Annotated in this window: 22 protein-coding genes; 18 read left to right on the top strand and 4 right to left on the bottom strand. The window is 66.3% G+C overall.

Features of this window, described 5'->3' with window-relative positions; all coding sequences use genetic code 11:
* Positions 1–5: 5 nt before the first annotated feature.
* From ipdA to AU197_RS16380, 7 genes are read left to right on the top strand one after another with little or no spacing between them, the layout of a single operon-like run.
* On the top strand, positions 6–881 hold the full coding sequence (gene ipdA / locus AU197_RS16410; RefSeq protein WP_064403717.1) for a cholesterol ring-cleaving hydrolase subunit IpdA: 876 nt from the start codon (positions 6–8) through the stop codon (positions 879–881).
* A complete protein-coding gene (gene ipdB, locus AU197_RS16405) occupies positions 878–1,624 on the top strand; it encodes a cholesterol ring-cleaving hydrolase subunit IpdB (protein ID WP_064403716.1) in 747 nt (248 codons plus the stop codon). Before ipdA ends, ipdB begins: the two co-directional genes overlap by 4 nt.
* Positions 1,621–2,697 (top strand): (3aS,4S,5R,7aS)-5-hydroxy-7a-methyl-1-oxo-octahydro-1H-indene-4-carboxyl-CoA dehydrogenase, encoded by a 1,077-nt coding sequence (gene ipdC / locus AU197_RS16400; protein WP_082696706.1) that lies wholly within the window; start codon positions 1,621–1,623, stop codon positions 2,695–2,697. The genes ipdB and ipdC overlap by 4 nt, the downstream gene beginning before the upstream one ends.
* 43 nt (positions 2,698–2,740) lie before the next feature.
* On the top strand, positions 2,741–3,394 hold the full coding sequence (locus AU197_RS16395; protein WP_064403715.1) for a SatD family protein: 654 nt from the start codon (positions 2,741–2,743) through the stop codon (positions 3,392–3,394).
* Positions 3,391–4,116, top strand: coding sequence for a hypothetical protein (locus AU197_RS16390; protein ID WP_064403714.1), 726 nt, complete (start codon positions 3,391–3,393; stop codon positions 4,114–4,116). Before AU197_RS16395 ends, AU197_RS16390 begins: the two co-directional genes overlap by 4 nt.
* Positions 4,117–4,173: 57 nt before the next feature.
* The gene (locus AU197_RS16385) at positions 4,174–5,289 is read left to right on the top strand and encodes an NDMA-dependent alcohol dehydrogenase (RefSeq protein ID WP_064403713.1); all 1,116 of its coding nucleotides are present in this window, start codon (positions 4,174–4,176) and stop codon (positions 5,287–5,289) included.
* 19 nt (positions 5,290–5,308) lie between these two features.
* Complete coding sequence (locus tag AU197_RS16380) at positions 5,309–6,196, top strand: hypothetical protein (protein WP_064403712.1); 888 nt, start codon at positions 5,309–5,311, stop codon at positions 6,194–6,196.
* Here AU197_RS16380 and fadA6 read toward each other — a convergent pair.
* Positions 6,193–7,350, bottom strand: a complete 1,158-nt coding sequence (fadA6, locus tag AU197_RS16375; RefSeq protein WP_064403711.1) for a steroid 3-ketoacyl-CoA thiolase FadA6 — start codon at positions 7,348–7,350, stop codon at positions 6,193–6,195. The genes AU197_RS16380 and fadA6 overlap by 4 nt on opposite strands.
* A gap of 7 nt (positions 7,351–7,357) precedes the next feature.
* A complete protein-coding gene (kstR2, locus tag AU197_RS16370; RefSeq protein WP_064403837.1) occupies positions 7,358–7,942 on the bottom strand; it encodes a TetR family transcriptional regulator KstR2 in 585 nt (194 codons plus the stop codon).
* A 354-nt stretch (positions 7,943–8,296) separates the two neighbouring features.
* Between kstR2 and AU197_RS16365 the strand changes: the two genes are divergently transcribed.
* Genes AU197_RS16365 through AU197_RS16345 form a run of 5 tightly spaced genes read left to right on the top strand, consistent with a single transcriptional unit; the run spans position 8,297 to position 10,473 of the window.
* The gene (locus tag AU197_RS16365) at positions 8,297–8,560 is read left to right on the top strand and encodes a hypothetical protein (RefSeq protein WP_156434439.1); all 264 of its coding nucleotides are present in this window, start codon (positions 8,297–8,299) and stop codon (positions 8,558–8,560) included.
* A gap of 49 nt (positions 8,561–8,609) precedes the next feature.
* On the top strand, positions 8,610–8,921 hold the full coding sequence (locus AU197_RS16360) for a DUF2563 family protein (protein WP_064403709.1): 312 nt from the start codon (positions 8,610–8,612) through the stop codon (positions 8,919–8,921).
* Between the two features lie 6 nt (positions 8,922–8,927).
* Entirely contained in the window at positions 8,928–9,386 is a 459-nt protein-coding gene (locus AU197_RS16355; RefSeq protein ID WP_064403708.1) for a hypothetical protein, read from the top strand.
* Complete coding sequence (locus tag AU197_RS16350; RefSeq protein ID WP_064403707.1) at positions 9,386–9,877, top strand: hypothetical protein; 492 nt, start codon at positions 9,386–9,388, stop codon at positions 9,875–9,877. Before AU197_RS16355 ends, AU197_RS16350 begins: the two co-directional genes overlap by 1 nt.
* Positions 9,877–10,473, top strand: coding sequence for a hypothetical protein (locus AU197_RS16345; RefSeq protein ID WP_064403706.1), 597 nt, complete (start codon positions 9,877–9,879; stop codon positions 10,471–10,473). Before AU197_RS16350 ends, AU197_RS16345 begins: the two co-directional genes overlap by 1 nt.
* Here the strand turns inward: AU197_RS16345 and ipdF are convergent.
* Positions 10,470–11,264: a (5R,7aS)-5-hydroxy-7a-methyl-1-oxo-2,3,5,6,7,7a-hexahydro-1H-indene-carboxyl-CoA reductase gene (gene ipdF / locus AU197_RS16340; protein WP_064403705.1), complete on the bottom strand. Its 795-nt coding sequence runs from the start codon at positions 11,262–11,264 to the stop codon at positions 10,470–10,472. The genes AU197_RS16345 and ipdF overlap by 4 nt on opposite strands.
* Entirely contained in the window at positions 11,261–12,409 is a 1,149-nt protein-coding gene (gene ipdE1 / locus AU197_RS16335) for an acyl-CoA dehydrogenase IpdE1 (RefSeq protein WP_064403704.1), read from the bottom strand. The genes ipdF and ipdE1 overlap by 4 nt, the downstream gene beginning before the upstream one ends.
* A gap of 47 nt (positions 12,410–12,456) precedes the next feature.
* Between ipdE1 and fadD3 the strand changes: the two genes are divergently transcribed.
* Genes fadD3 through AU197_RS16305 form a run of 6 tightly spaced genes read left to right on the top strand, consistent with a single transcriptional unit; the run spans position 12,457 to position 18,967 of the window.
* On the top strand, positions 12,457–14,025 hold the full coding sequence (gene fadD3 / locus AU197_RS16330; RefSeq protein WP_064403703.1) for a 3-((3aS,4S,7aS)-7a-methyl-1,5-dioxo-octahydro-1H-inden-4-yl)propanoate--CoA ligase FadD3: 1,569 nt from the start codon (positions 12,457–12,459) through the stop codon (positions 14,023–14,025).
* Entirely contained in the window at positions 14,025–15,149 is a 1,125-nt protein-coding gene (locus AU197_RS16325; RefSeq protein WP_064403702.1) for an acyl-CoA dehydrogenase family protein, read from the top strand. The genes fadD3 and AU197_RS16325 overlap by 1 nt, the downstream gene beginning before the upstream one ends.
* 4 nt (positions 15,150–15,153) lie before the next feature.
* Complete coding sequence (locus AU197_RS16320) at positions 15,154–16,110, top strand: acyl-CoA dehydrogenase family protein (RefSeq protein ID WP_064403701.1); 957 nt, start codon at positions 15,154–15,156, stop codon at positions 16,108–16,110.
* Entirely contained in the window at positions 16,107–17,048 is a 942-nt protein-coding gene (ipdE2, locus tag AU197_RS16315; protein WP_064403700.1) for an acyl-CoA dehydrogenase IpdE2, read from the top strand. The genes AU197_RS16320 and ipdE2 overlap by 4 nt, the downstream gene beginning before the upstream one ends.
* 36 nt (positions 17,049–17,084) lie before the next feature.
* Positions 17,085–17,816: a PhnD/SsuA/transferrin family substrate-binding protein gene (locus AU197_RS16310; protein ID WP_064403699.1), complete on the top strand. Its 732-nt coding sequence runs from the start codon at positions 17,085–17,087 to the stop codon at positions 17,814–17,816.
* Entirely contained in the window at positions 17,813–18,967 is a 1,155-nt protein-coding gene (locus AU197_RS16305; protein ID WP_064403698.1) for a pyridoxal phosphate-dependent aminotransferase, read from the top strand. The genes AU197_RS16310 and AU197_RS16305 overlap by 4 nt, the downstream gene beginning before the upstream one ends.
* The last annotated feature ends 2 nt before the right edge of the window (positions 18,968–18,969 follow it).

The following is an 18,969-nucleotide window of genomic DNA, read 5'->3' as shown; positions in this document are numbered from 1 at the left end:
AAGTAATGAGCGATAAGAGAACAACTCTCGACGACGCGGTCTCGCAGATCCGCAGTGGGATGACCATCGGCATCGGCGGCTGGGGTTCTCGGCGCAAGCCGATGGCGTTCGTACGGGCGCTGCTGCGCACCGACGTCACCGACCTCACCGTCGTCACCTACGGCGGGCCCGACCTCGGGCTGCTGTGCTCGGCGGGCAAGGTGAAACGTGTCTACTACGGCTTCGTGTCGCTCGACTCGCCGCCGTTCTACGACCCGTGGTTCGCCAAGGCGCGCACCACGGGCGCGATCGAAGCGCGCGAAATGGACGAGGGCATGCTCCGGTGCGGCCTGCAGGCCGCGGCGCAGCGGCTACCGTTCCTGCCGATCCGGGCCGGACTGGGCAGCGACGTCCGCGCGTTCTGGGGCGACGAGCTCAAGACCGTGCAGTCCCCGTACCCCACCGGTGAGGCCTACGAAGAACTCGTCGCGATGCCCGCACTCACCTTGGATGCCGCCTTCGTTCACATGAATCTCGGTGACGCTGCGGGCAATGCGGCTTACACCGGCATCGATCCCTATTTCGATGATCTGTACCTGATGGCGGCCGAACGCCGACTTCTGTCGGTCGAGCGGGTGGTGCCCACCGATGAGCTGGTCAAAGCGGTTCCGCCACAAGCACTTCTGATCAACCGGATGATGGTCGACACCGTCGTCGAGGCGCCCAACGGTGCGCACTTCACCACGGCCGAGCCTGACTACCGCCGCGACGAGAAGTTTCAGCGGCACTACGCCGAGGCCGCGCAATCCGACGACTCCTGGCAGGAGTTCGTGCACACGTATCTATCCGGCACCGAGGACGACTACCAGGCCGCGGTGCGAGAATTCAAGGAGCAGCAATGATGTCGGTGTCACGTGCCGAAGTGTGCGCCGTCGCGTGCGCCGAGTTGTTCCGCGACGCCGGCGAGATCATGGTCAGCCCGATGACGACCATGGTCTCGATCGGCGCCCGGCTGGCCCGCCTGACCTTCTCCCCCGACATCCTGCTGACCGACGGTGAGGCGCGCCTGCTCGCCGATACGCCGGCACTCGGCGCCGCGGGGGCGATCGAGGGATGGATGCCGTTCGGTCGGGTCTTCGAGACGCTGGCGTGGGGTCGACGCCATGTGGTCATGGGCGCCAACCAGATCGACCGCTACGGCAACCAGAACCTGTCGGCGTTCGGACCGCTGCAGCATCCCACCCGTCAGATGTTCGGTGTCCGCGGGGCGCCGGGCAACACGATCAACCACGCGACGAGCTACTGGGTGGGCAACCACTCCAAGCGCGTGTTCGGCGAGGCCGTCGACATCGTCTCCGGTATCGGCTGGGACAAGGTCGATCCCGACAATCCCGCATACCGGTTCGTCAACGTGTACCGCGTGATCACCAACCTCGGCGTGTTCGACTTCAACGGCCCCGACCATCAGATGCGGGCGGTGTCACTGCATCCCGGTATCGAGCCCGAACAGGTCGCCGAGAACACCTCGTTCGAGGTGCACGGGCTGGACTCGGCCGAGCAGACCCGGCTGCCCACCGACGACGAGCAGAAACTGATCCGCGAGGTCATCGACCCCAAGGGCTTGCGGGACAAGGAAATACGGTGAGCACGCCGGGTAAGCCCACACTGCGCACACCGCTGACCGAGCTCGTCGGCATCGAGCACCCGGTGGTCCAGACCGGCATGGGCTGGGTGGCGGGCGCGCGGCTGGTCTCGGCGACCTCCAACGCCGGAGGACTCGGGATTCTGGCGTCGGCGACCATGACGCTCGAGGAACTGCAGACGGCGGTCACCAAGGTCAAGAGCACCACCGACAAGCCGTTCGGCATCAACATCCGCGCCGACGCGGGAGACGCCGGCGAACGGATCGACCTGCTGATCCGCGAGGGTGTCAAGGTCGCCTCGTTCGCGCTCGCACCCAAACCCGACCTGATCGCCAAGCTCAAGGACGCAGGCGTCGTGGTGATTCCGTCGGTCGGCCTGGCCAAGCATGCCAAGAAGGTGGCGGGCTGGGGCGCCGACGCCGTGATCGTGCAGGGCGGTGAGGGCGGGGGCCACACCGGGCCGATCGCGACGACGCTGCTGCTGCCGTCCGTGCTCGATGCTGTCGATATCCCGGTGGTGGCCGCGGGCGGCTTCTTCGACGGCCGCGGGCTCGCCGCGGCGCTGTCCTACGGCGCCGCGGGAGTCGCGATGGGAACTCGGTTCCTGCTGACGTCGGACTCCACGGTCCCGGATGCGGTCAAACGGCGCTACCTCGAATCGGGTTTGGACGGCACCGTGGTGTCGACCCGTGTCGACGGCATGCCGCACCGGGTGTTGCGCACCGGGCTGGTCGAGAAGCTGGAAAGCGGGTCGCGGCTGCGTGGGTTCACCGCCGCCGTGCGCAACGCGCAGAAGTTCAAGAAGATGTCGGGCATGACCTGGCGGTCGATGGTCCGCGACGGCCTGCAGATGCGGCACGGCAAGGAGCTGACGTGGTCGCAGGTCGTGATGGCGGCCAACACCCCGATGCTGTTGAAGGCCGGTCTGGTCGAAGGCAATACGGACGCGGGAGTCCTCGCCTCCGGTCAGGTCGCAGGCATCCTCGACGACCTGCCGTCGTGCGCCGAGCTGATAGAGACGATCGTGACCGACGCGGTCGAGCGGTTGCGAACAGCCCACGCCTTTATTGAGTGAAGGAAATACCTTAAATCGAGCTAAGTGAAGCTATAGTCTTCATATGGCTAGACTGAAGCAATCTGCTTCATCGGGTCCTCGCGCCACGCTGATCGGAGACGTTGTCGGTTCGCGCCGGGTCGCCGACCGTGCCGCCACGCATCGCGCGCTCAACGTGGCGCTCGCCGAGGCCGTCGCCGGGGCCATCGACGCACCCGCGTTCACGGTCGGCGACGAGTTCCAGGGCAGCTACCCGACGGTGGGCGCGGCGATCGATGCGGCCTTCACCGTCCGCCTGGCCGTCGCGCCCGAGATCGATGTCAGGTTCGGTATCGGTTGGGGAGCGGTGACGGTGCTGGACTCGAAGTCCCGTATTCAGGACGGACCGGGGTGGTGGGCGGCCCGCGAAGCGATCGAGTGGACCGCCTCCACACAGCGCCAACCGGGGCTGGCGTTGGTGCGCACGTCGTTTCGGGTCGAAGGCGGCGTCCGCCGCGACGTCGACGCGATCAACGCCGCCCTGTTGTGTCGGGACCATCTGATTGGATCGCTCGATGACCGCTCATTGAGGATTGTGAAGGGACTGTTGACCGGCGAGACCAAGAAGGACATTGCGACCGCTGAAGGCATCAGCGCGTCGGCGGTGTCCCAACGCGCGGGTCGCGACGGGCTGGACCTGATCGTGCTTGCGGCGCAGTATCTGCGGGACGTGCCATGAGTGCGGTCGCAGTGCTGCTGATCGCGATGGGCATCGCCGATCTCGCCAGGCGGCTCCTCGACCGGATCTGGTTGGCGGCCGCGGCGGCACCCCTTGTCGTGGTCGGTTGCGCGGCGATGGCGGGGTTGTGGCGCTGGGGCGACATCGTGCTGCTCGTCGTGGCCGCCGCGGCGAGCGTGGGCTGGGTGGTGCTGAGTGCGCGCGCAGAACGCACCGGCCGGCACCAGGTGACACCGCTCGTCGTCTTCGGCGGTGCGCTCGGGGTGCTGATCCTCCTCTCGGGCCTCGGCTCGGACGTGGCAGGTGTGGCGGCCCGGTGGCCGGACTGGGTCGGCATCACGGTGTCCCCCGACCGACTCTTGATGATCGTCGGCGTGATGCTCATGCAACTGGTGACCGGGAACCAGTTGGTGCGCTTGGTTCTTGGCTCCGTCGGTTCGGTCAAGCCGGCGGGTGAGCCGCAAGCCTCCGACCGGTTGAAGGGCGGCAGGCTGCTCGGCCCTATGGAGCGGGTGCTCATCCTGGGCCTGGGCCTGGCCGGCCAGCTCACCGCCGCGACGGCCGTCGTCGCCGCCAAGAGCATCATTCGCTTCCCCGAGATCAACGCCCAGAAAGCACGCGAAAACGGGGGCATCGGCATCGACGAAGTCACCGAATACTTCCTCGTCGGCAGCTTCGCGAGCTGGATCGTCGCGCTCGGCGGGCTGGCCCTCGCACACTGAACCGTAAGCCTTTCCATTCGCCCGTAATCCGCCCGCAGGTTTCCTACACTCGCGCCCATGAAGACGAACGCCGCCGTCCTGTGGGGACTCAACGAACCGTGGAGCATCGAGGAGATCGACCTCGATGGTCCGAAGGAAGGCGAGGTGCTGGTCTCCTTCGAGGCGACCGGGTTGTGCCACTCCGATCACCACGTCGTCACGGGTGATTTCGCCGGTGTGCCGCTGCCGATCATCGGCGGCCACGAGGGGGCGGGCGTCGTCGTCGAACTCGGGCCGGGCGTGCGCGACCTCGAGGTCGGCGACCACGTCGTCAGCTCGTTCCTGCCCGCGTGCGGGCGCTGCCGCTGGTGCGCCAGCGGGCATCAGAACCTGTGCGACCTCGGCGCGCTGATCCTCGTCGGCCTGCAGGCCGACGGCACATACCGGCGCAAGGTTCAAGGCAAAGACGTCGGAATCCTCTCCGGTGTCGGCAGTTTCTCGCAGTACGGGACGCTGTCGGAGGCGTCGGTGGTCAAGATCGACGACGACTTCCCCCTGGCCCGGGCCTGCCTGCTGGGCTGCGGGGTGATGACGGGTTGGGGCTCGGCCGTGAACACCGCCGACGTCAGTCCCGGCGACACGGTCGTGATCATCGGGTGCGGCGGCATCGGAAGCGGCGCGATCCAGGGCGCACGACTGGCCGGCGCCGAACACATCGTGGTTGTCGACCTCGTAGAGAGCAAGCGGGAGAAGGCTTTCGAGTTCGGCGCCACCCATTTCGTGACGTCCATGCCCGAGGCGATGGAATTGGTCGGTGAGCTCACCCGCGGCGTGATGGCCGATTCCGCACTGTTGACGATGGGTGTGCTCGAAGGCCGGATGATCGACGAGGCGCTCAACATCATCCGCAAGGGCGGGGCGGTGGTGATGACCGCGATCGCCTCGATGGCCGATGTCACTCCGACGCTGTCGATGGCGATGATGACGTTGTTCCAGAAGCGGTTACTGGGCAGTCTCTACGGCGAGGCCAATCCGCGCGCCGACATTCCGCGGCTACTCAACCTTTACCGCGACGGCAAGCTGCTGCTCGACGAAACCGTCACTGCCGAATACAAACTCAACGACATCAACGAGGGTTATGACGACATGCTGGCGGGGCGAAACATCCGCGGCGTGATCATCCACGACCACTGACACGATGCCGGAGACATAGGTGCGCTGGCTGTCGCACGTGCGGTCGGTGCTGAGCACCGAGATTCACGCCGTCCGCAATCGCAAGCTGGACCTCAATCCCGCCGATCTCACCCGTTTCACGTTCCCGTTGCTGTTGGGACTGGCCGGTGTCGTGGCGTTCGGCGCCGTGCCACTGATCGTCATCCGCAGCAGTGTCAGCACCGATGACGTGCTGGTCCCGCTCCTGGGATCGCTGGCGCTGACGGCCGTGGGCACGGCTGTGATGACATGGTTGATCGCGATCGTGGTGTCCGGTCTCGTGCTGGTGGTCATCTATCGAACGGCGCCGGCTACCGCGTCACGCCTCGTGATTCGCACCGTCGTCGACTCGTTCGATCGCATCAGCGACACCGCCGCGCGGTTGGCGACCCTCGCCCTGGTGGCCGGCCTCGTCGCGCTGGCAATCGGGCTGCCGACCCGGCCCGACGACGAACTGGCGCATCCGGTGGTCAACGACCTGCTCACCGCGCAGATCGGGGTTCTTTTGGCCGCACTCGGCGTCGCCTACCTCGCCGAGACCGTGCGCTGCGCCGCCGAACTGGTGGACAGACAATCACTGCTGCTGGCGTGGCCGTGGTCGCTTGGGATCTCCTGCGCCAGTTGGATCATCGCGACCAGCGTCGGGCCGTTCCAGACCTCCCGAATGCTGGCGGTCCTGCTCAACGAGTGGCTGCCGGCCGCGGTGAACGGGACTCCGCGAACGGAAGTGATCGCCGATCTGCTTCCGGCAGGTGCGAACTGGTGGGCGGCCTTCGCACTGTTGCCCGTGATCACCGTGGTGTGGGCGCTCGGTGCGCACCGCCACGACGGGTTCGCGACGATGCGGGAGCACCTCGCGGGTGAGCGCGGGGGGCCGCAGGAAGCCTAGAGGCGCTCGATGATCGTGACGTTGGCGGTGCCGCCGCCTTCGCACATCGTCTGCAGGCCGTAGCGACCGCCCGTGCGCTCCAACGTGTTCAGCATCGTCGCGAACAACTTCGCGCCCGTCGCACCCAACGGATGGCCGAGCGCGATCGCGCCCCCGCTGGGGTTGACCTTGGCGTGGTCGGCGCCGGTCTCCTTGAGCCAGGCCATCACAACCGGAGCGAAGGCTTCGTTGATCTCGACGGTGTCGATGTCGTCGATCGACAGGCCGGTCTTCTTCAACGCGTACTCCGTCGCCGGGATCGGTCCGGTCAGCATGAACACTGGGTCGGCGCCGCGTGCGCTGATGTGGTGGATGCGCGCACGGGGCTTGAGTCCGTGGTCCTTGACGGCCTGCTCGGAGGCCAGCAGCACGGCGCTGGCGCCGTCGGAGATCTGGCTGGCCATAGCCGCGGTCAGCCGGCCGCCATCGACCAGCGTCTTGAGCCCGGCCATCTTCTCCAGCGAGGTGTCGCGTGGGCCCTCGTCGGTGACGAACCCGTCCACCGGAATGATCTCGTTCTCGAAGTGACCGGAGCGGATCGCCTCCTGTGCACGCTGGTGGCTGGTCAGCGAGAACTGCTCCATCTCCTCGCGGGAGATGTCCCACTTCTCCGCGATCAGCTCGGCGCCGCGGAACTGTGAGATCTCCTGGTCGCCGTAGCGGTGCAGCCAGCTCTTCGACTCGTTGGTCGGTGAGGTGAACCCGAACTGCTCGGCGACGGTCATCGCGGACGAGATCGGGATCTGGCTCATGTTCTGCATGCCGCCGGCCACGATCAGATCGGCGGTCCCAGACATGATCGCCTGTGCGCCAAAGGAAACAGCCTGCTGGCTGGACCCGCACTGACGGTCAACGGTCACCCCCGGCACCTCTTCCGGGAAGCCCGCCGCCAGCCACGACAGCCGGGCGATGTTGCCGGCCTGCGGACCGATCGCATCAACACAACCGGCGATGACGTCGTCGACCGCGCCGGGATCCACGTCGACACGGTCGAACAGTCCGCGCCATGCGGCAGCGCCAAGATCCACGGGATGCACTCCGGCCAGCGATCCGTTGCGCTTGCCGACTGCGGTGCGAACGGCGTCGATGACGTAGGCCTGCGATGTTGGAGTCATTGTTTCCTCATTGTTTAGTGATGCCACCGAGAACGATAGCGAGATACTGACGGCCGACCTCTTCGGCCGTGAGCGGTCCGCCCGGCTGATACCAGCGGACTGAAACCCAGGTGGTGTCACGGATGAACCGGTACACCAGATCGACGTCGATGTCGGGCCGGAAGTAGCCCTCCTCGACGCCCTGGTTGAGCAAATCCAGCCACATCTTGCGTTGTTCTTTGTTGCGTTGCTCCACGTAGGAGAACCGCTCCTGCCCGGAAAGCCGCTTGGCCTCGTCCTGATAGATGACGACCTGCGCGTGCCGGTGCTCGATCGCCTCGAACGAGGTCATGAACAGGCCCTTGAGGCGCTCCAGCGGGTTGGGCTCGGTGTCGACGATCTCCTGGTAGCGCGTGAACAGCCAGTCGAGGAACCCCCGCAGGACCTCGTCGACCATCTCCTCCTTCGACGAGAAGTGGTGATAAAGGCTGCCCGAGAGGATGCCTGCGGAGTCGGCGATGTCGCGCACGGTGGTCGCGCGCAAGCCCCGCTCGGCGAACATCGTCGCGGCGAGCTCGAGCAACTCGTCCCGGCGGGTCGGGGGCTGGCTCACCGGTTGCTTCTGTGGCACTTGATCCACCGACACAGGGTATCAACCAAGCGCTTGCTCGGCTACTGCCGTGTGCGTTCTCAACCCGAGGTTCGGTACACATGAGCGGCGATCGACGCGCCCCGCCAGCCCTCTGGATTCTGGAACCGACTGACCCGGCGCACGAAGATCCTCGTCCTCGTCGACGTCATCGTATTGGCGGCATTGCTGGTAGCGGCCGTGCTGTACGTCACGGATCCATGGTCCGATTCTTCATCGGAGACCATCGCCACGTCGGACACCGCCACAGCCGCGCCTCAATCGCCGTTGCGCACTCGCTACGGCCTTGCTTGGATCACGGCAGCCTGCGGCAGTCGTATGGTGTTGGAGGATCCGCCTCAGTCGCCGCTACCCCAAGCGATCGATTACGTCGCGTGCATTGCGCCCGGAACCATCGACACGATCGTCATCGGGGCGTACGACGACGAGGACACCCTCGACGGTGACCTCGCCGGGATGCGCACAGCGCACCGCCATGCCACTCATGTAGACGACAACGGCAAGCATTGGCTCGTGGTCGTCGAGGGCGACAGCGACGTGCCCCTGGAGCCCCTGAGACGCTACGGCTTCCGCATTGGTTGACCCGGAATCTGTGCGCGGAACCCTCGTGGCATCCGCTTAGGCTCGAATCATGTTCGTCGATACCGAGATGCTGCGGATGGGAGCCGACTTCGCCAAAAGCGCCGGTGAGATCGTGAAACGGGGTGCAGAAGAGTTCGCGGCTACGTCGCTGCCCGCTGGGATCTTCGGTGACTTCGACGCCGCGCACGAGTTCCGCAACGCCTTGGGCCGAGCGCACGAAGCACAAGCCGCGACCATGCGTTGGCACCACGCCACCTTCGACGGTTTCGCCACCAAGGCCAGCGACGGAGCCACCACTTTCGATCAACGAGACGAGTCCGGCGCGGCGGCGGTGCGTTCGGCCGGCGAAGCCATCACCTGACCGAGCATGACGGCGTCGGTTCAGGCGGTGCGTGATACCTATTCGGAGCAGCTGGACAAGTCGCGGCTGGAGATGGCGGCCGAGGGTTACTCGCGCCAGCGCGAAGCCGATCAGTCGTTGGTGAACTCTCGTGGCGAATGGACTCCGGAGAAACAGGCTGCGGCAGCGCGATTGCGGGACTACGACATCATCAACGATCCGACCGCGAGTTCGGATCAAGTGCGTTATGCCGGGCAGCGCCTGGACGACTACCACACTTCGATCACGCAAGGTCCGCTGCCGACCGATCCGATCCTTGGAGGTGACGCCCGCTCTCAGGCACGGACTCGGTTGGCGATGCAAGCCCAGCTCGAGCAAGGCCTGGTCGGGGAGGCACCGATGCCGCCGGATAAGGCCACGGCGATGGTCAATCAAACACAAGCTCTGGCACGGGAGTTGGTGATACCCGCGTACAGGAGCAGTTGATGCGGGCCGGTATGTCGTCCGAAGGTGCCGCCGCTGCAACCGACAGCATGGCGCGGGGCATCGTCCCGCAAGATCTCGCGGACGCGGCATCTGCTGCAAACAAACCAATCGCGGGTGGGGCGAAGGCTTTTGACTATCTCGCTCAATCGCTGCCCACCGGCGAGCACTGGAAGCCCGATGTGACGACTTTCTCGCCAAGCGATGTCGAAGTGCTCAAGAAGGTCGGAGGCAACCTAGGGGTGGCAGGGAACCTCGTCGACTTCGGCGTCGGAATCTACGAATGGCGAACGGGAACACCACTCGGCGAGGTTGCCGCCAAGACCGGTGGTGGCATGGTGGGTGCCTCAGGAATGGCTGCCGTCGGCGCATGGCTCGGGGCCCCTGCAGGCCCAGTAGGTGTTTTCGCGGGCGCGTTCATTTTGGGTTCCATCGAGTCCCTCGGCGGCGAGCAGATCGGCGAAACGATCTATCAGAAAATGGCTGGTAATTGATGAACGACTTCTTCATGTTCGTCGCTTTCGGCGGACTCGCCATCGCGATTGTCGCGGGATGGCTGCCCCTGCATATCGGGCGCATCGTCTACTGGTCCGGCGCCGTCATAACGACTGTGTCGGTGTTCTTCATGGCCTATCCCCACGACTGGGGGTCGGGACTGATGATGTCGCTCTTCGCCGCATGTGCTATCACCGGCGTGGCATACGTCTACACCGAGTTCATCTCTATTCGCGGCAAAACCTTCTCGCTGTTCGCCGACCCGAACACGATCGACGACTACGGACTCGGATTGACCCCCACAAAGACGTGGTGGCTGACAGTGTTGGGGGTGGCGATACTCGTTACAAGCGGTGTGTCTTATGTCGCCGACGGCGCTGCGGCCTGGCTCCCGGTTGGCATGGGCGCCATCGCCGTGTTCATCGCCGTCTCGCTCGGATACCGCGATGCGTTGGCCCGCAGGGTCATCGCCGCTGGACAGAAGATACAACTCGGGCTCTTGACGGTGCTGACCCTCGGCGCCTTCCCAATCCTTTATCTGATCGCCTACAAGGCTGGTACACGGCGGACCGCCGACAGGCGGATCACCGGCTAAGCCCGCTGGCTCGACACCGAAATCACTTCTCCAGTCAGGTAACTGGAGTACTCACTGGCCAGGAACGCGATCGTCGCGGCGACCTCCCAAGGCTCGGCGGCACGGCCGAACGCCTCGCCCTCCGACAGCCGGTCCAGCAGATCCGCGCTGCTGGTCTTCTCCAGGAACTTGTGCCGCGCGATGCTCGGGGACACCGCGTTGATTCGCACCCCGTACTCGACCGCCTCGACCGCGCTGCACCGAGTCAGCGCCATCACGCCCGCCTTGGCCGCTGCGTAATGCGACTGCGAATGCTGTGCGCGCCAACCCAACACGCTGGCGTTGTTGACGATCGCACCGCCATGGTCCGCCTCGCGGAAGTAGCGCAACGCCGCACGTGTCGCCCGCATCACCGATGTCAGGGTCACGTTGAGGACGCGGTCCCACTCCTCGTCTGTCATGTCGACGACCGGTGTTTGTCCGCCAAGGCCCGCATTGTTGACCAAGACGTCCAGCCGGCCCATCCGCGCCGTCGTCGACGCGATCAGCGCGTCCACCTGCGCGGTCGACGTCACGTCGCACACAACGCTCTCGACCCGACCCAACCCGAGTTCGATCAACTGATCGCGGGTCTCCCCCAGCCGCCGTTCGTGATGGTCGGACACCACCACGTCGGCCCCCTCGACCAGCGCCCGACGCGCCACCGCGGAGCCGATACCGGTGCCCGCGGCCGCCGTCACGACGACGACCTTGCCCGTCAGCAGGCCGTGTCCCTCAATCTCTTTCGGAGCTACAGAAAGATCCTTCGTCACCCTTTTGGTTCCCTCGGTAATCCGAGCACCCGCTCGGCGATGATGTTGCGCTGAATTTCGTTCGACCCGCCGTAGATGGTGTCCGCCCGCGAGAACAGATACAACCGCTGCCACTCGCTGAAGTCTCCGTCGGTCAGCGTCAAGCCGTCGCGACCCAGCACATCCATCGCGATCTCACCGAGCTCGCGATGCCAGTTGGCCCACAGGAGCTTCGACACGTTGTCCTGGCCCGGTTGTTCGACGTCCATGGTCGCCAGCGCGTACGACCGCATGGTCCGCAGGCCGACCCACGACCGGGTCAGCCGGTCGCGGATCAGCGGATCATCGGCCGCGCCAGTGCGTTTCGCCAGCTCCGCAACACCGGACAGCTCCCGCGCATACTCGATTTGCTGGCCCAGCGTCGACACGCCGCGCTCGAAGGTCAGCGTGCCCATCGCCACGCGCCAGCCGTCGCCCGGTTCCCCGACCACCAAGGACGCGTCGGTGCGGGCGTCGTCGAAGAAGACCTCGTTGAACTCCGAATCCCCGGTCAACTGGACGATGGGGCGGATCTCCACACCCGGCTGATCCAGCGGCACCAGCAGATAGGACAGGCCCGTGTGACGTTTGGATCCCTTCTCGGTGCGGGCGACGACGAAGCACCACTGCGCCCAGTGCGCAAGCGAGGTCCACACCTTCTGCCCGTTGACCACCCACTGGTCGCCGTCGAGTTCGGCGGTGGTCGACACGTTGGCGAGGTCGCTGCCGGCACCGGGTTCGGAGTAGCCCTGGCACCACAACTCGGTGACGTCGAGGATCTTCGGCAGGAAACGCTTCTGCTGTTCGGGGGTGCCGTACGCGATCAACGTCGGCCCCAGCAACTCCTCACCGAAGTGGTTGACCTTCGCAGGAGCGTTCGCGATCGCGTACTCCTCGTAGAACGCCACCCGGTGCGCAACCGACAGGCCCCGACCGCCGTGCTCTTCGGGCCACCCCAGACACGTCAATCCGGCCGCCGCCAGATGCTCGTTCCACGCTCGACGTTCCTCGAAAGCCTCGTGCTCCCGGCCCGGCCCGCCGAGGCCCTTGAGTGCGGCGTACTCCCCGACCAGGTTGTCGGTGAGCCAGTCGCGGACCTCGGCCCGGAACTCCTCGACCTCAATCACCCTTGTAGGCTAACCTACCAAGCACTTGCTTTGTTAGAGGAGCAGCGATGACGTGGGGCCACGGCCGAAGGCCAGGGGATGATGGGCGGACCATCCCCGGGGTCCTGGACCGGATTGCCGACCGGTTTTCCGACCACAATGCGCTGGTCACGCAGGATCGCACGTTCACATTCGCTCAGTTGCGCGACGAGGTCCGCACGGCGGCAGCGGCCATGATCGACCACGGCATCACCGCCGGTGACCGCGTCGCGATCTGGTCTCCGAACACCTGGCACTGGGTGGTCGCCTGCCTGGCCACCCACTACGCGGGCGGCGTCGTCGTACCGCTCAACACCCGCTACACCGCCAGCGAGGCCACCGACATTCTCTCGCGCACCGGCGCCCCGTTGCTGTTCGCATCGGGTGAGTTCCTCGGCGCCGACAAGGCCGCCTCCATCGACCGCGCCGCCCTGCCGCAGCTACGCCACGTGGTCCGGGTGCCGGTCGACAGCGACGACGGCACCTGGGACGAGTTCGCCGCGCACGGCACCGATCTGGAAGCCGTGGATGCGCGCGCCGACGCCGTGCGACCCGACGATGTGTCCGACATCCTGTTCACCTCCGGTACCACCGGTCGCAGCAAGGGGGTGCTCTGTGCACACCGCCAGTCGCTCGACGCCCCGGCGGCGTGGGCCGAGTGCGGCCGGCTGACGAGCGATGACCGCTATCTGTGCATCAACCCGTTCTTCCACAACTTCGGCTACAAGGCGGGCATCCTTGCCTGCCTGCAGACCGGTGCCACGCTGATCCCGCAGTTGACGTTCGATCCCGAAAAGACGATGTCGGCCGTGCAGGAGCACCGCATCACCGTGCTGCCCGGGCCGCCGACGATCTACCAGACGCTGCTCGACCATCCCAAGCGCGCCGACTACGACCTGGCCTCGCTGCGGTTCGCCGTCACCGGCGCCGCGACCATCCCGGTCGTGCTGATCGAGCGGATGCAAACCGAACTCGACATCGACATCGTGCTGACCGCTTACGGGCTCACCGAGGCCAGCGGGTTCGGCACGATGTGCCGTCCCGACGACGACGCGGTCACCGTGGCCACCACGTCGGGTCGGCCGATCGCGGATTTCGAACTGCGCATTGACAACCCTGGCGAGGACGACGCCGGCGAGGTGCTGCTGCGCGGGCCGAACGTGATGCTGGGCTACCTCGACGACCCCGAAGCCACCGCGGCGGCAATCGATTCCGACGGCTGGCTGCACACCGGCGACGTCGGCACCGTCGACGAGCACGGCAACCTGCGCATCACCGACCGCCTCAAGGACATGTACATCTGCGGCGGGTTCAACGTCTACCCCGCCGAGATCGAGCAGGTGCTGGCAAGGCTGGACGGTGTCGCGGAATCCGCGGTGATCGGCGTGCCCGACGAACGGCTCGGCGAGGTGGGCAAGGCCTACATCGTGATCAAGCCCGGCGCCCAACTCGACGAGGACGCCGTAATCGCCTACACCCGGCAGCATCTGGCGAACTTCAAGACCCCCCGCTCGGTCGAGTTTCTCGATGCGCTGCCGCGCAACCCGGGGGGCAAGGTAGTCAAACCGCTGCTGCGTGAGAGGGCTGGATCTTCCTGATGGACCTGAATATCGACGACGCCACCCGCGAGTTCCAGGCCGAGGTACGGGAGTTCCTGGCTGCCAACAAGGACAACTTCCCCACCAAGTCCTACGACACCGCCGAAGGTTTCGAACAGCACCGGCGCTGGGACAAGGTGCTCTACGACGCCGGGCTGTCGGTGATCACCTGGCCGGAGAAGTACGGCGGCCGCGACGCGAGCCTGCTGCAGTGGGTGGTGTACGAGGAGGAGTACTTCCGTGCCGGCGCTCCCGGCCGTGCCAGCGCCAACGGCACGTCGATGCTGGCGCCGACATTGTTCGCGCACGGCACCGAGGAGCAACTCGATCGGGTGCTGCCCAAAATGGCCAGCGGCGAGGAGATCTGGGCGCAGGCCTGGTCCGAACCGGAGTCGGGCAGCGACCTGGCGTCGCTGCGGTCGACGGCCACCAGGACCGACGGCGGCTGGCTGCTCAACGGGCAGAAGATCTGGAGTTCTCGCGCGCCGTTCGGCGAGCGGGCGTTCGGCCTGTTCCGCTCCGACGCCGACGCCGAACGCCATCGCGGCCTGACGTACTTCATGTTCGATCTCAAGGCCGACGGCGTCACGGTCCGACCCATCGCGCAACTGGGCGGTGACACCGGTTTCGGTGAGATCTTCCTCGACGACGTGTTCGTGCCCGACAACGACGTCATCGGCGAAGTACACGAGGGCTGGCGAGCCGCGATGAGTACGTCGAGCAATGAGCGCGGCATGTCGCTGCGAAGCCCAGCCCGCTTTTTGGCGCCCGCCGAACGGCTTGTGGCGCAGTGGAAAGACAACCCTGACCCGGCCTTCGCCGACCGGGTCGCCGACGCTTGGATCAAGGCCCAGGCCTACCGCCTGCACACGTTCGGCACGGTGACGCGCGTTGCCGCGGGGGGCGAACTGGGTGCCGAGTCCAGTGTGACCAAGGTGTTCTGGTCCGACCTCGACGTCGCCATCCACCAGACCGCCCTGGATATGCGCGGTCCCGACGCGGAGCTCGCCGACAACTGGACCGAAGGACTGCTGTTCTCGCTCGGCGGACCGATCTACGCCGGAACCAACGAGATTCAGCGCAACATCATCGCCGAGCGCCTGCTGGGCCTGCCGCGAAAGTAACCAGATGAACTTCGAATTAGACGAACAGCAGCGCGATTTCGCTGCCAGCATCGACGCCGCACTCGGTGCAGCCGACCTGCCCGGCGCGGTTCGGGCCTGGGCCGCCGGGGATACGTCGCCGGGACGCAAGGTGTGGGCGCAGCTGACCGATCTGGGCGTCACGGCGCTCCTGGTGCCGGAGAAGTACGACGGGATCGAAGCTCACCCGGTCGACCTGGTGGTCGCCGCCGAGCGGCTCGGCCGGTGGTGTGTTCCCGGACCGGTGGTCGAATCGATTGCGGTCGCGCCGGTTCTGCTCGCAGATGACGAGCGTTGCGCCGGCTTGGCGTCCGGCGAACTGATCGCGACAGTCGCCCTGCCGCCGCAGGTGCCGAGGGCCGTCGACGCCGACACCGCGGGGCTGATTCTGGTGGCCGCGGATGGCGAAGTACGTGACGGGGTCACCGGAGCCCCGCACGAGTCCGTCGACCCGAGCCGAAAGCTGTTCGACATCAGCGCTTCAGGCGACGGTCGCCCGGCCGATGTGGCACGGGCATATGAGTTCGGTGTGCTCGCCACGGCGGCCCAACTGGTGGGCGCCGGCCAGGCGATGCTGGACATGTCGGTCGAATACGCAAAGCAGCGCAGCCAGTTCGGCAAGGTCATCGGCACCTACCAGGCGATCAAGCACAAACTCGCCGACGTGCACATCGCGGTGGAGCTGGCCCGGCCACTGGTGTACGGCGCGGCACTGTCGCTCGCCGACGGATCCGCCGACACGGCCCGCGACGTCAGCGCCGCCAACGCCGCGGCCGGCGACGCCGCATTGCTGGCGGCGCGCTCGGCGCTGCAGACACATGGCGCGATCGGATTCACCCAGGAACACGATCTTTCGTTGTGGCTGCTGCGCGCTCAGGCGCTGCGCTCGGCGTGGGGGGATCCCGCTGTGCACCGCAGGCGCGTACTGGAGGCCCTCTCATGAGTGAAGAACGCCAACTGCTGCGCGAGACCGTCGCCGCGCTGGTGGACAGGCACGCGTCGCCCGCCGCCGTACGCCAGGCGATGGAATCCGAACGCGGATACGACGAATCGCTGTGGGCGCTGTTGTGCGAGCAGGTCGGTGCGGCGGCGCTGGTGGTGCCCGAGGAGCTGGGCGGCGCGGGCGGTGAGCTCGCCGATGCCGCGGTCGTGCTCGAGGAGCTCGGCAAAGCACTGGTTCCGACCCCGCTGTTGGGAACCACCCTCGCTGAGTTGGCATTGTTGGCCGCAGACGAGCCGGACACCGAATCGCTCGAGGCGATGTCGGAGGGGGCCCAGGTCGGCACGGTCGTCTTCGACCCCGACTACGTGATCAACGGCGACATCGCCGACGTGATGATCGCGACAGACGGTGACCGGTTGACCCGGTGGACAGAGTTCAGCGCGACCCGCCTGGACGCCATGGACCTGACCCGACGGCTGGCACGCGTCGAGGTCCGAGAGAGCACCGATATCGCGGCCGACCCGGGACTGGCCGACACCGCCGCGCTGCTGCTGGCAGCCGAGCAGATCGGTGCGGCATCGCGTTGCCTCGATCTCACGGTGCAGTACACCAAGGACCGGGTCCAGTTCGGCAGGCCCATCGGCAGTTTCCAGGCGCTCAAGCACCGGATGGCCGACCTCTACGTCGCGGTTCAGTCCGCGCGTGCGGTGGTCGACGAGGCGATCGCCGCGCCGTCACCGACCTCGGCGGCGCTGGCCCGGTTCTCGGCAAGCGAGGCGTTCACCAAGGTCGCCGCCGAAGCGGTGCAGATGCACGGCGGCATCGCGATCACCTGGGAGCACGACGTCCAGCTCTACTTCAAGCGTGCGCACGGCAGCGCGCAGCTGCTCGGGCCGCCGCGCGATCACCTGCGCCGCCTCGAATCCGAAGTGTTCTAGCGTTGGCCGTTGGGCTTCCGACGTAGGCTCGCGGCAATGTTGCGCTTCGTCGTGGATCAGAACCTCGGCTTGCCCGCCTGCGACGAGCCGTGGACCACGCGTCTGGCAGCATCAGGGATCACCGCATCCGAGAGCACCGACCTCGCGGGCATCGACCGGGCGCTGGCCGACCATGAACCCGACATCGCCTATGTCCCGGCACCCAGCCTGCACCGGCTTCTTCAAGGCGGTGATCGCCATTACCGCGGCCTGGCGATCGCAACATCGAAGTTCACCGGCGAGCCCCGCCAGAGCAGCCTGCTCGTGGTCCGCAGCGACGACCCGGCCACCGGTCCGGACGACTTGGCCGGCGCCCAATGCGGTTACATCAACACGTCATGCACATCGAGCTACTTCGCTCCCGCGATTCTGTTCGCGGGCCGCGGAACGACCCCGATGCATTTTGTCGCGGTTCCCGCGTGGCAAGGCCAGGTCGATGCCGTTGTCGCCGGGCAAGTCCGGGCGACGATGGTCCTCGAGGACGTATGGCAGACGACACCCGAGAACGCGTCGACGACGAGGATCGTCGCTCGATATGACAACTGCCGACCACCGGTCGTTCTGGTCAAGGAAACGCTCGACAAGGCCGTGTGTGCAACGCTTCTCGACGCCTTGATCGGCTGGGCACCCGACTGGAACGGTGTGTACGGTGCCCTCAAACCGTTCTATTACGCCGACGTGCACGGGTTCTTCCACGATCTCGATCAGCTGAGGGAGTGCACTCGATGAGCGTCGCTCTGCGGGCGGGAATCCCCCCGTTCTACGTGATGGACGTATGGCTGGCCGCCGCCGAGCGACAGCGCAGCCACGGCGACCTGGTCAACCTGTCGGCGGGCCAGCCCAGCGCAGGAGCCCCGGCGGCCGTTCGCGCGGCGGCCAGGGAAGCACTGGACACCACGAATCTGGGTTACACGGTCGCGCTCGGAATACCGGAACTGCGGTCGGCGATCGCGCGTTCGTATCTGGATCGGCATGGGCTGCAGGTGAACCCGGACGACGTGGTCATCACCACAGGATCGTCGGGTGGATTCCTGTTGGCGTTCCTCGCCTGCTTCGACGTCGGTGACCGCGTCGCGATCGCGAGCCCCGGCTACCCCTGCTACCGCAACATCCTCTCCGCGTTGGGCTGTCAGGTCGTCGAGGTGCCGTGTGGTCCCGAAACGCGCTTTCAGCCGACGGTGCAGATGCTCGAGACCCTCGATCCACCCGTCAAGGGCGTCATCGTGGCAAGCCCCGCCAATCCGACCGGCACGGTGATCGCGCCGGACGAACTGTCCGCGATCGCTTCGTGGTGCGCGTCGCGCGGTGCGCGGCTGATCAGCGACGAGGTGTATCACGGGCTGGTCTACGAGGGGGCGCCCGCCGTGAGTTGCGCCTGGGCGACATCACGGGATTCGGTTGTGGTGAACAGCTTCTCGAAGTACTTCGCGATGACCGGGTGGCGACTCGGTTGGCTGTTGGTGCCGCGGGAACTGCAGCGCGCGGTGGACCGTCTGACCGGGAACTTCACGATCTGTCCACCGGTGCTGCCGCAGTATGCCGCGATCGCCGCGTTCACCCCGGAGTCGATCGAGGAGTCGGATGCGCTGCTGCATCACTACGCCGCCAACCGCGGGATGCTGCTCGACGGTCTGCGTGACCTGGGTATCGACCGCCTGGCGCCGACCGACGGGGCGTTCTACGTGTACGCCGACGTATCGCATCTGACGTCCGATTCGCTGTCGTTCTGCTCAAAGCTGCTCAGCGACACCGGAGTTGCCATCGCACCGGGCATCGACTTCGATCCGGCCCGGGGCGGATCCTTCGTACGGTTGTCTTTCGCCGGTCCGTCGTCGGACGTCGAAGAGGCCCTGCGTCGGATCGGCGCTTGGCTGGGTTGAGA

The organism is Mycobacterium sp. IS-1590, assembly GCF_001500025.1.
Lineage (GTDB): Bacteria > Actinomycetota > Actinomycetes > Mycobacteriales > Mycobacteriaceae > Mycobacterium.
The sequence above is the reverse complement of the archived record's forward strand: the minus strand, read 5'-3'. Positions and strand labels throughout refer to the sequence as shown.

Excerpts from the sequence above, each read along its gene's own strand:
- AU197_RS16365 (WP_156434439.1), top strand. The coding sequence starts at position 8,297 with ATGGTGTTGGAGGATCCGCCTCAGTCGCCGCTACCCCAAGCGATCGAT.
- AU197_RS16385 (WP_064403713.1), top strand. The coding sequence starts at position 4,174 with ATGAAGACGAACGCCGCCGTCCTGTGGGGACTCAACGAACCGTGGAGC.
- AU197_RS16350 (WP_064403707.1), top strand. The coding sequence starts at position 9,386 with ATGCGGGCCGGTATGTCGTCCGAAGGTGCCGCCGCTGCAACCGACAGC.
- fadD3 (WP_064403703.1), top strand. The coding sequence starts at position 12,457 with ATGACGTGGGGCCACGGCCGAAGGCCAGGGGATGATGGGCGGACCATC.
- fadA6 (WP_064403711.1), bottom strand. The coding sequence starts at position 7,350 with ATGACTCCAACATCGCAGGCCTACGTCATCGACGCCGTTCGCACCGCA.
- AU197_RS16395 (WP_064403715.1), top strand. The coding sequence starts at position 2,741 with ATGGCTAGACTGAAGCAATCTGCTTCATCGGGTCCTCGCGCCACGCTG.
- AU197_RS16320 (WP_064403701.1), top strand. The coding sequence starts at position 15,154 with ATGAACTTCGAATTAGACGAACAGCAGCGCGATTTCGCTGCCAGCATC.
- AU197_RS16310 (WP_064403699.1), top strand. The coding sequence starts at position 17,085 with ATGTTGCGCTTCGTCGTGGATCAGAACCTCGGCTTGCCCGCCTGCGAC.
- ipdB (WP_064403716.1), top strand. The coding sequence starts at position 878 with ATGATGTCGGTGTCACGTGCCGAAGTGTGCGCCGTCGCGTGCGCCGAG.
- ipdE2 (WP_064403700.1), top strand. The coding sequence starts at position 16,107 with ATGAGTGAAGAACGCCAACTGCTGCGCGAGACCGTCGCCGCGCTGGTG.
- AU197_RS16305 (WP_064403698.1), top strand. The coding sequence starts at position 17,813 with ATGAGCGTCGCTCTGCGGGCGGGAATCCCCCCGTTCTACGTGATGGAC.
- AU197_RS16390 (WP_064403714.1), top strand. The coding sequence starts at position 3,391 with ATGAGTGCGGTCGCAGTGCTGCTGATCGCGATGGGCATCGCCGATCTC.
- AU197_RS16355 (WP_064403708.1), top strand. The coding sequence starts at position 8,928 with ATGACGGCGTCGGTTCAGGCGGTGCGTGATACCTATTCGGAGCAGCTG.
- AU197_RS16345 (WP_064403706.1), top strand. The coding sequence starts at position 9,877 with ATGAACGACTTCTTCATGTTCGTCGCTTTCGGCGGACTCGCCATCGCG.
- ipdA (WP_064403717.1), top strand. The coding sequence starts at position 6 with ATGAGCGATAAGAGAACAACTCTCGACGACGCGGTCTCGCAGATCCGC.
- AU197_RS16360 (WP_064403709.1), top strand. The coding sequence starts at position 8,610 with ATGTTCGTCGATACCGAGATGCTGCGGATGGGAGCCGACTTCGCCAAA.
- AU197_RS16325 (WP_064403702.1), top strand. The coding sequence starts at position 14,025 with ATGGACCTGAATATCGACGACGCCACCCGCGAGTTCCAGGCCGAGGTA.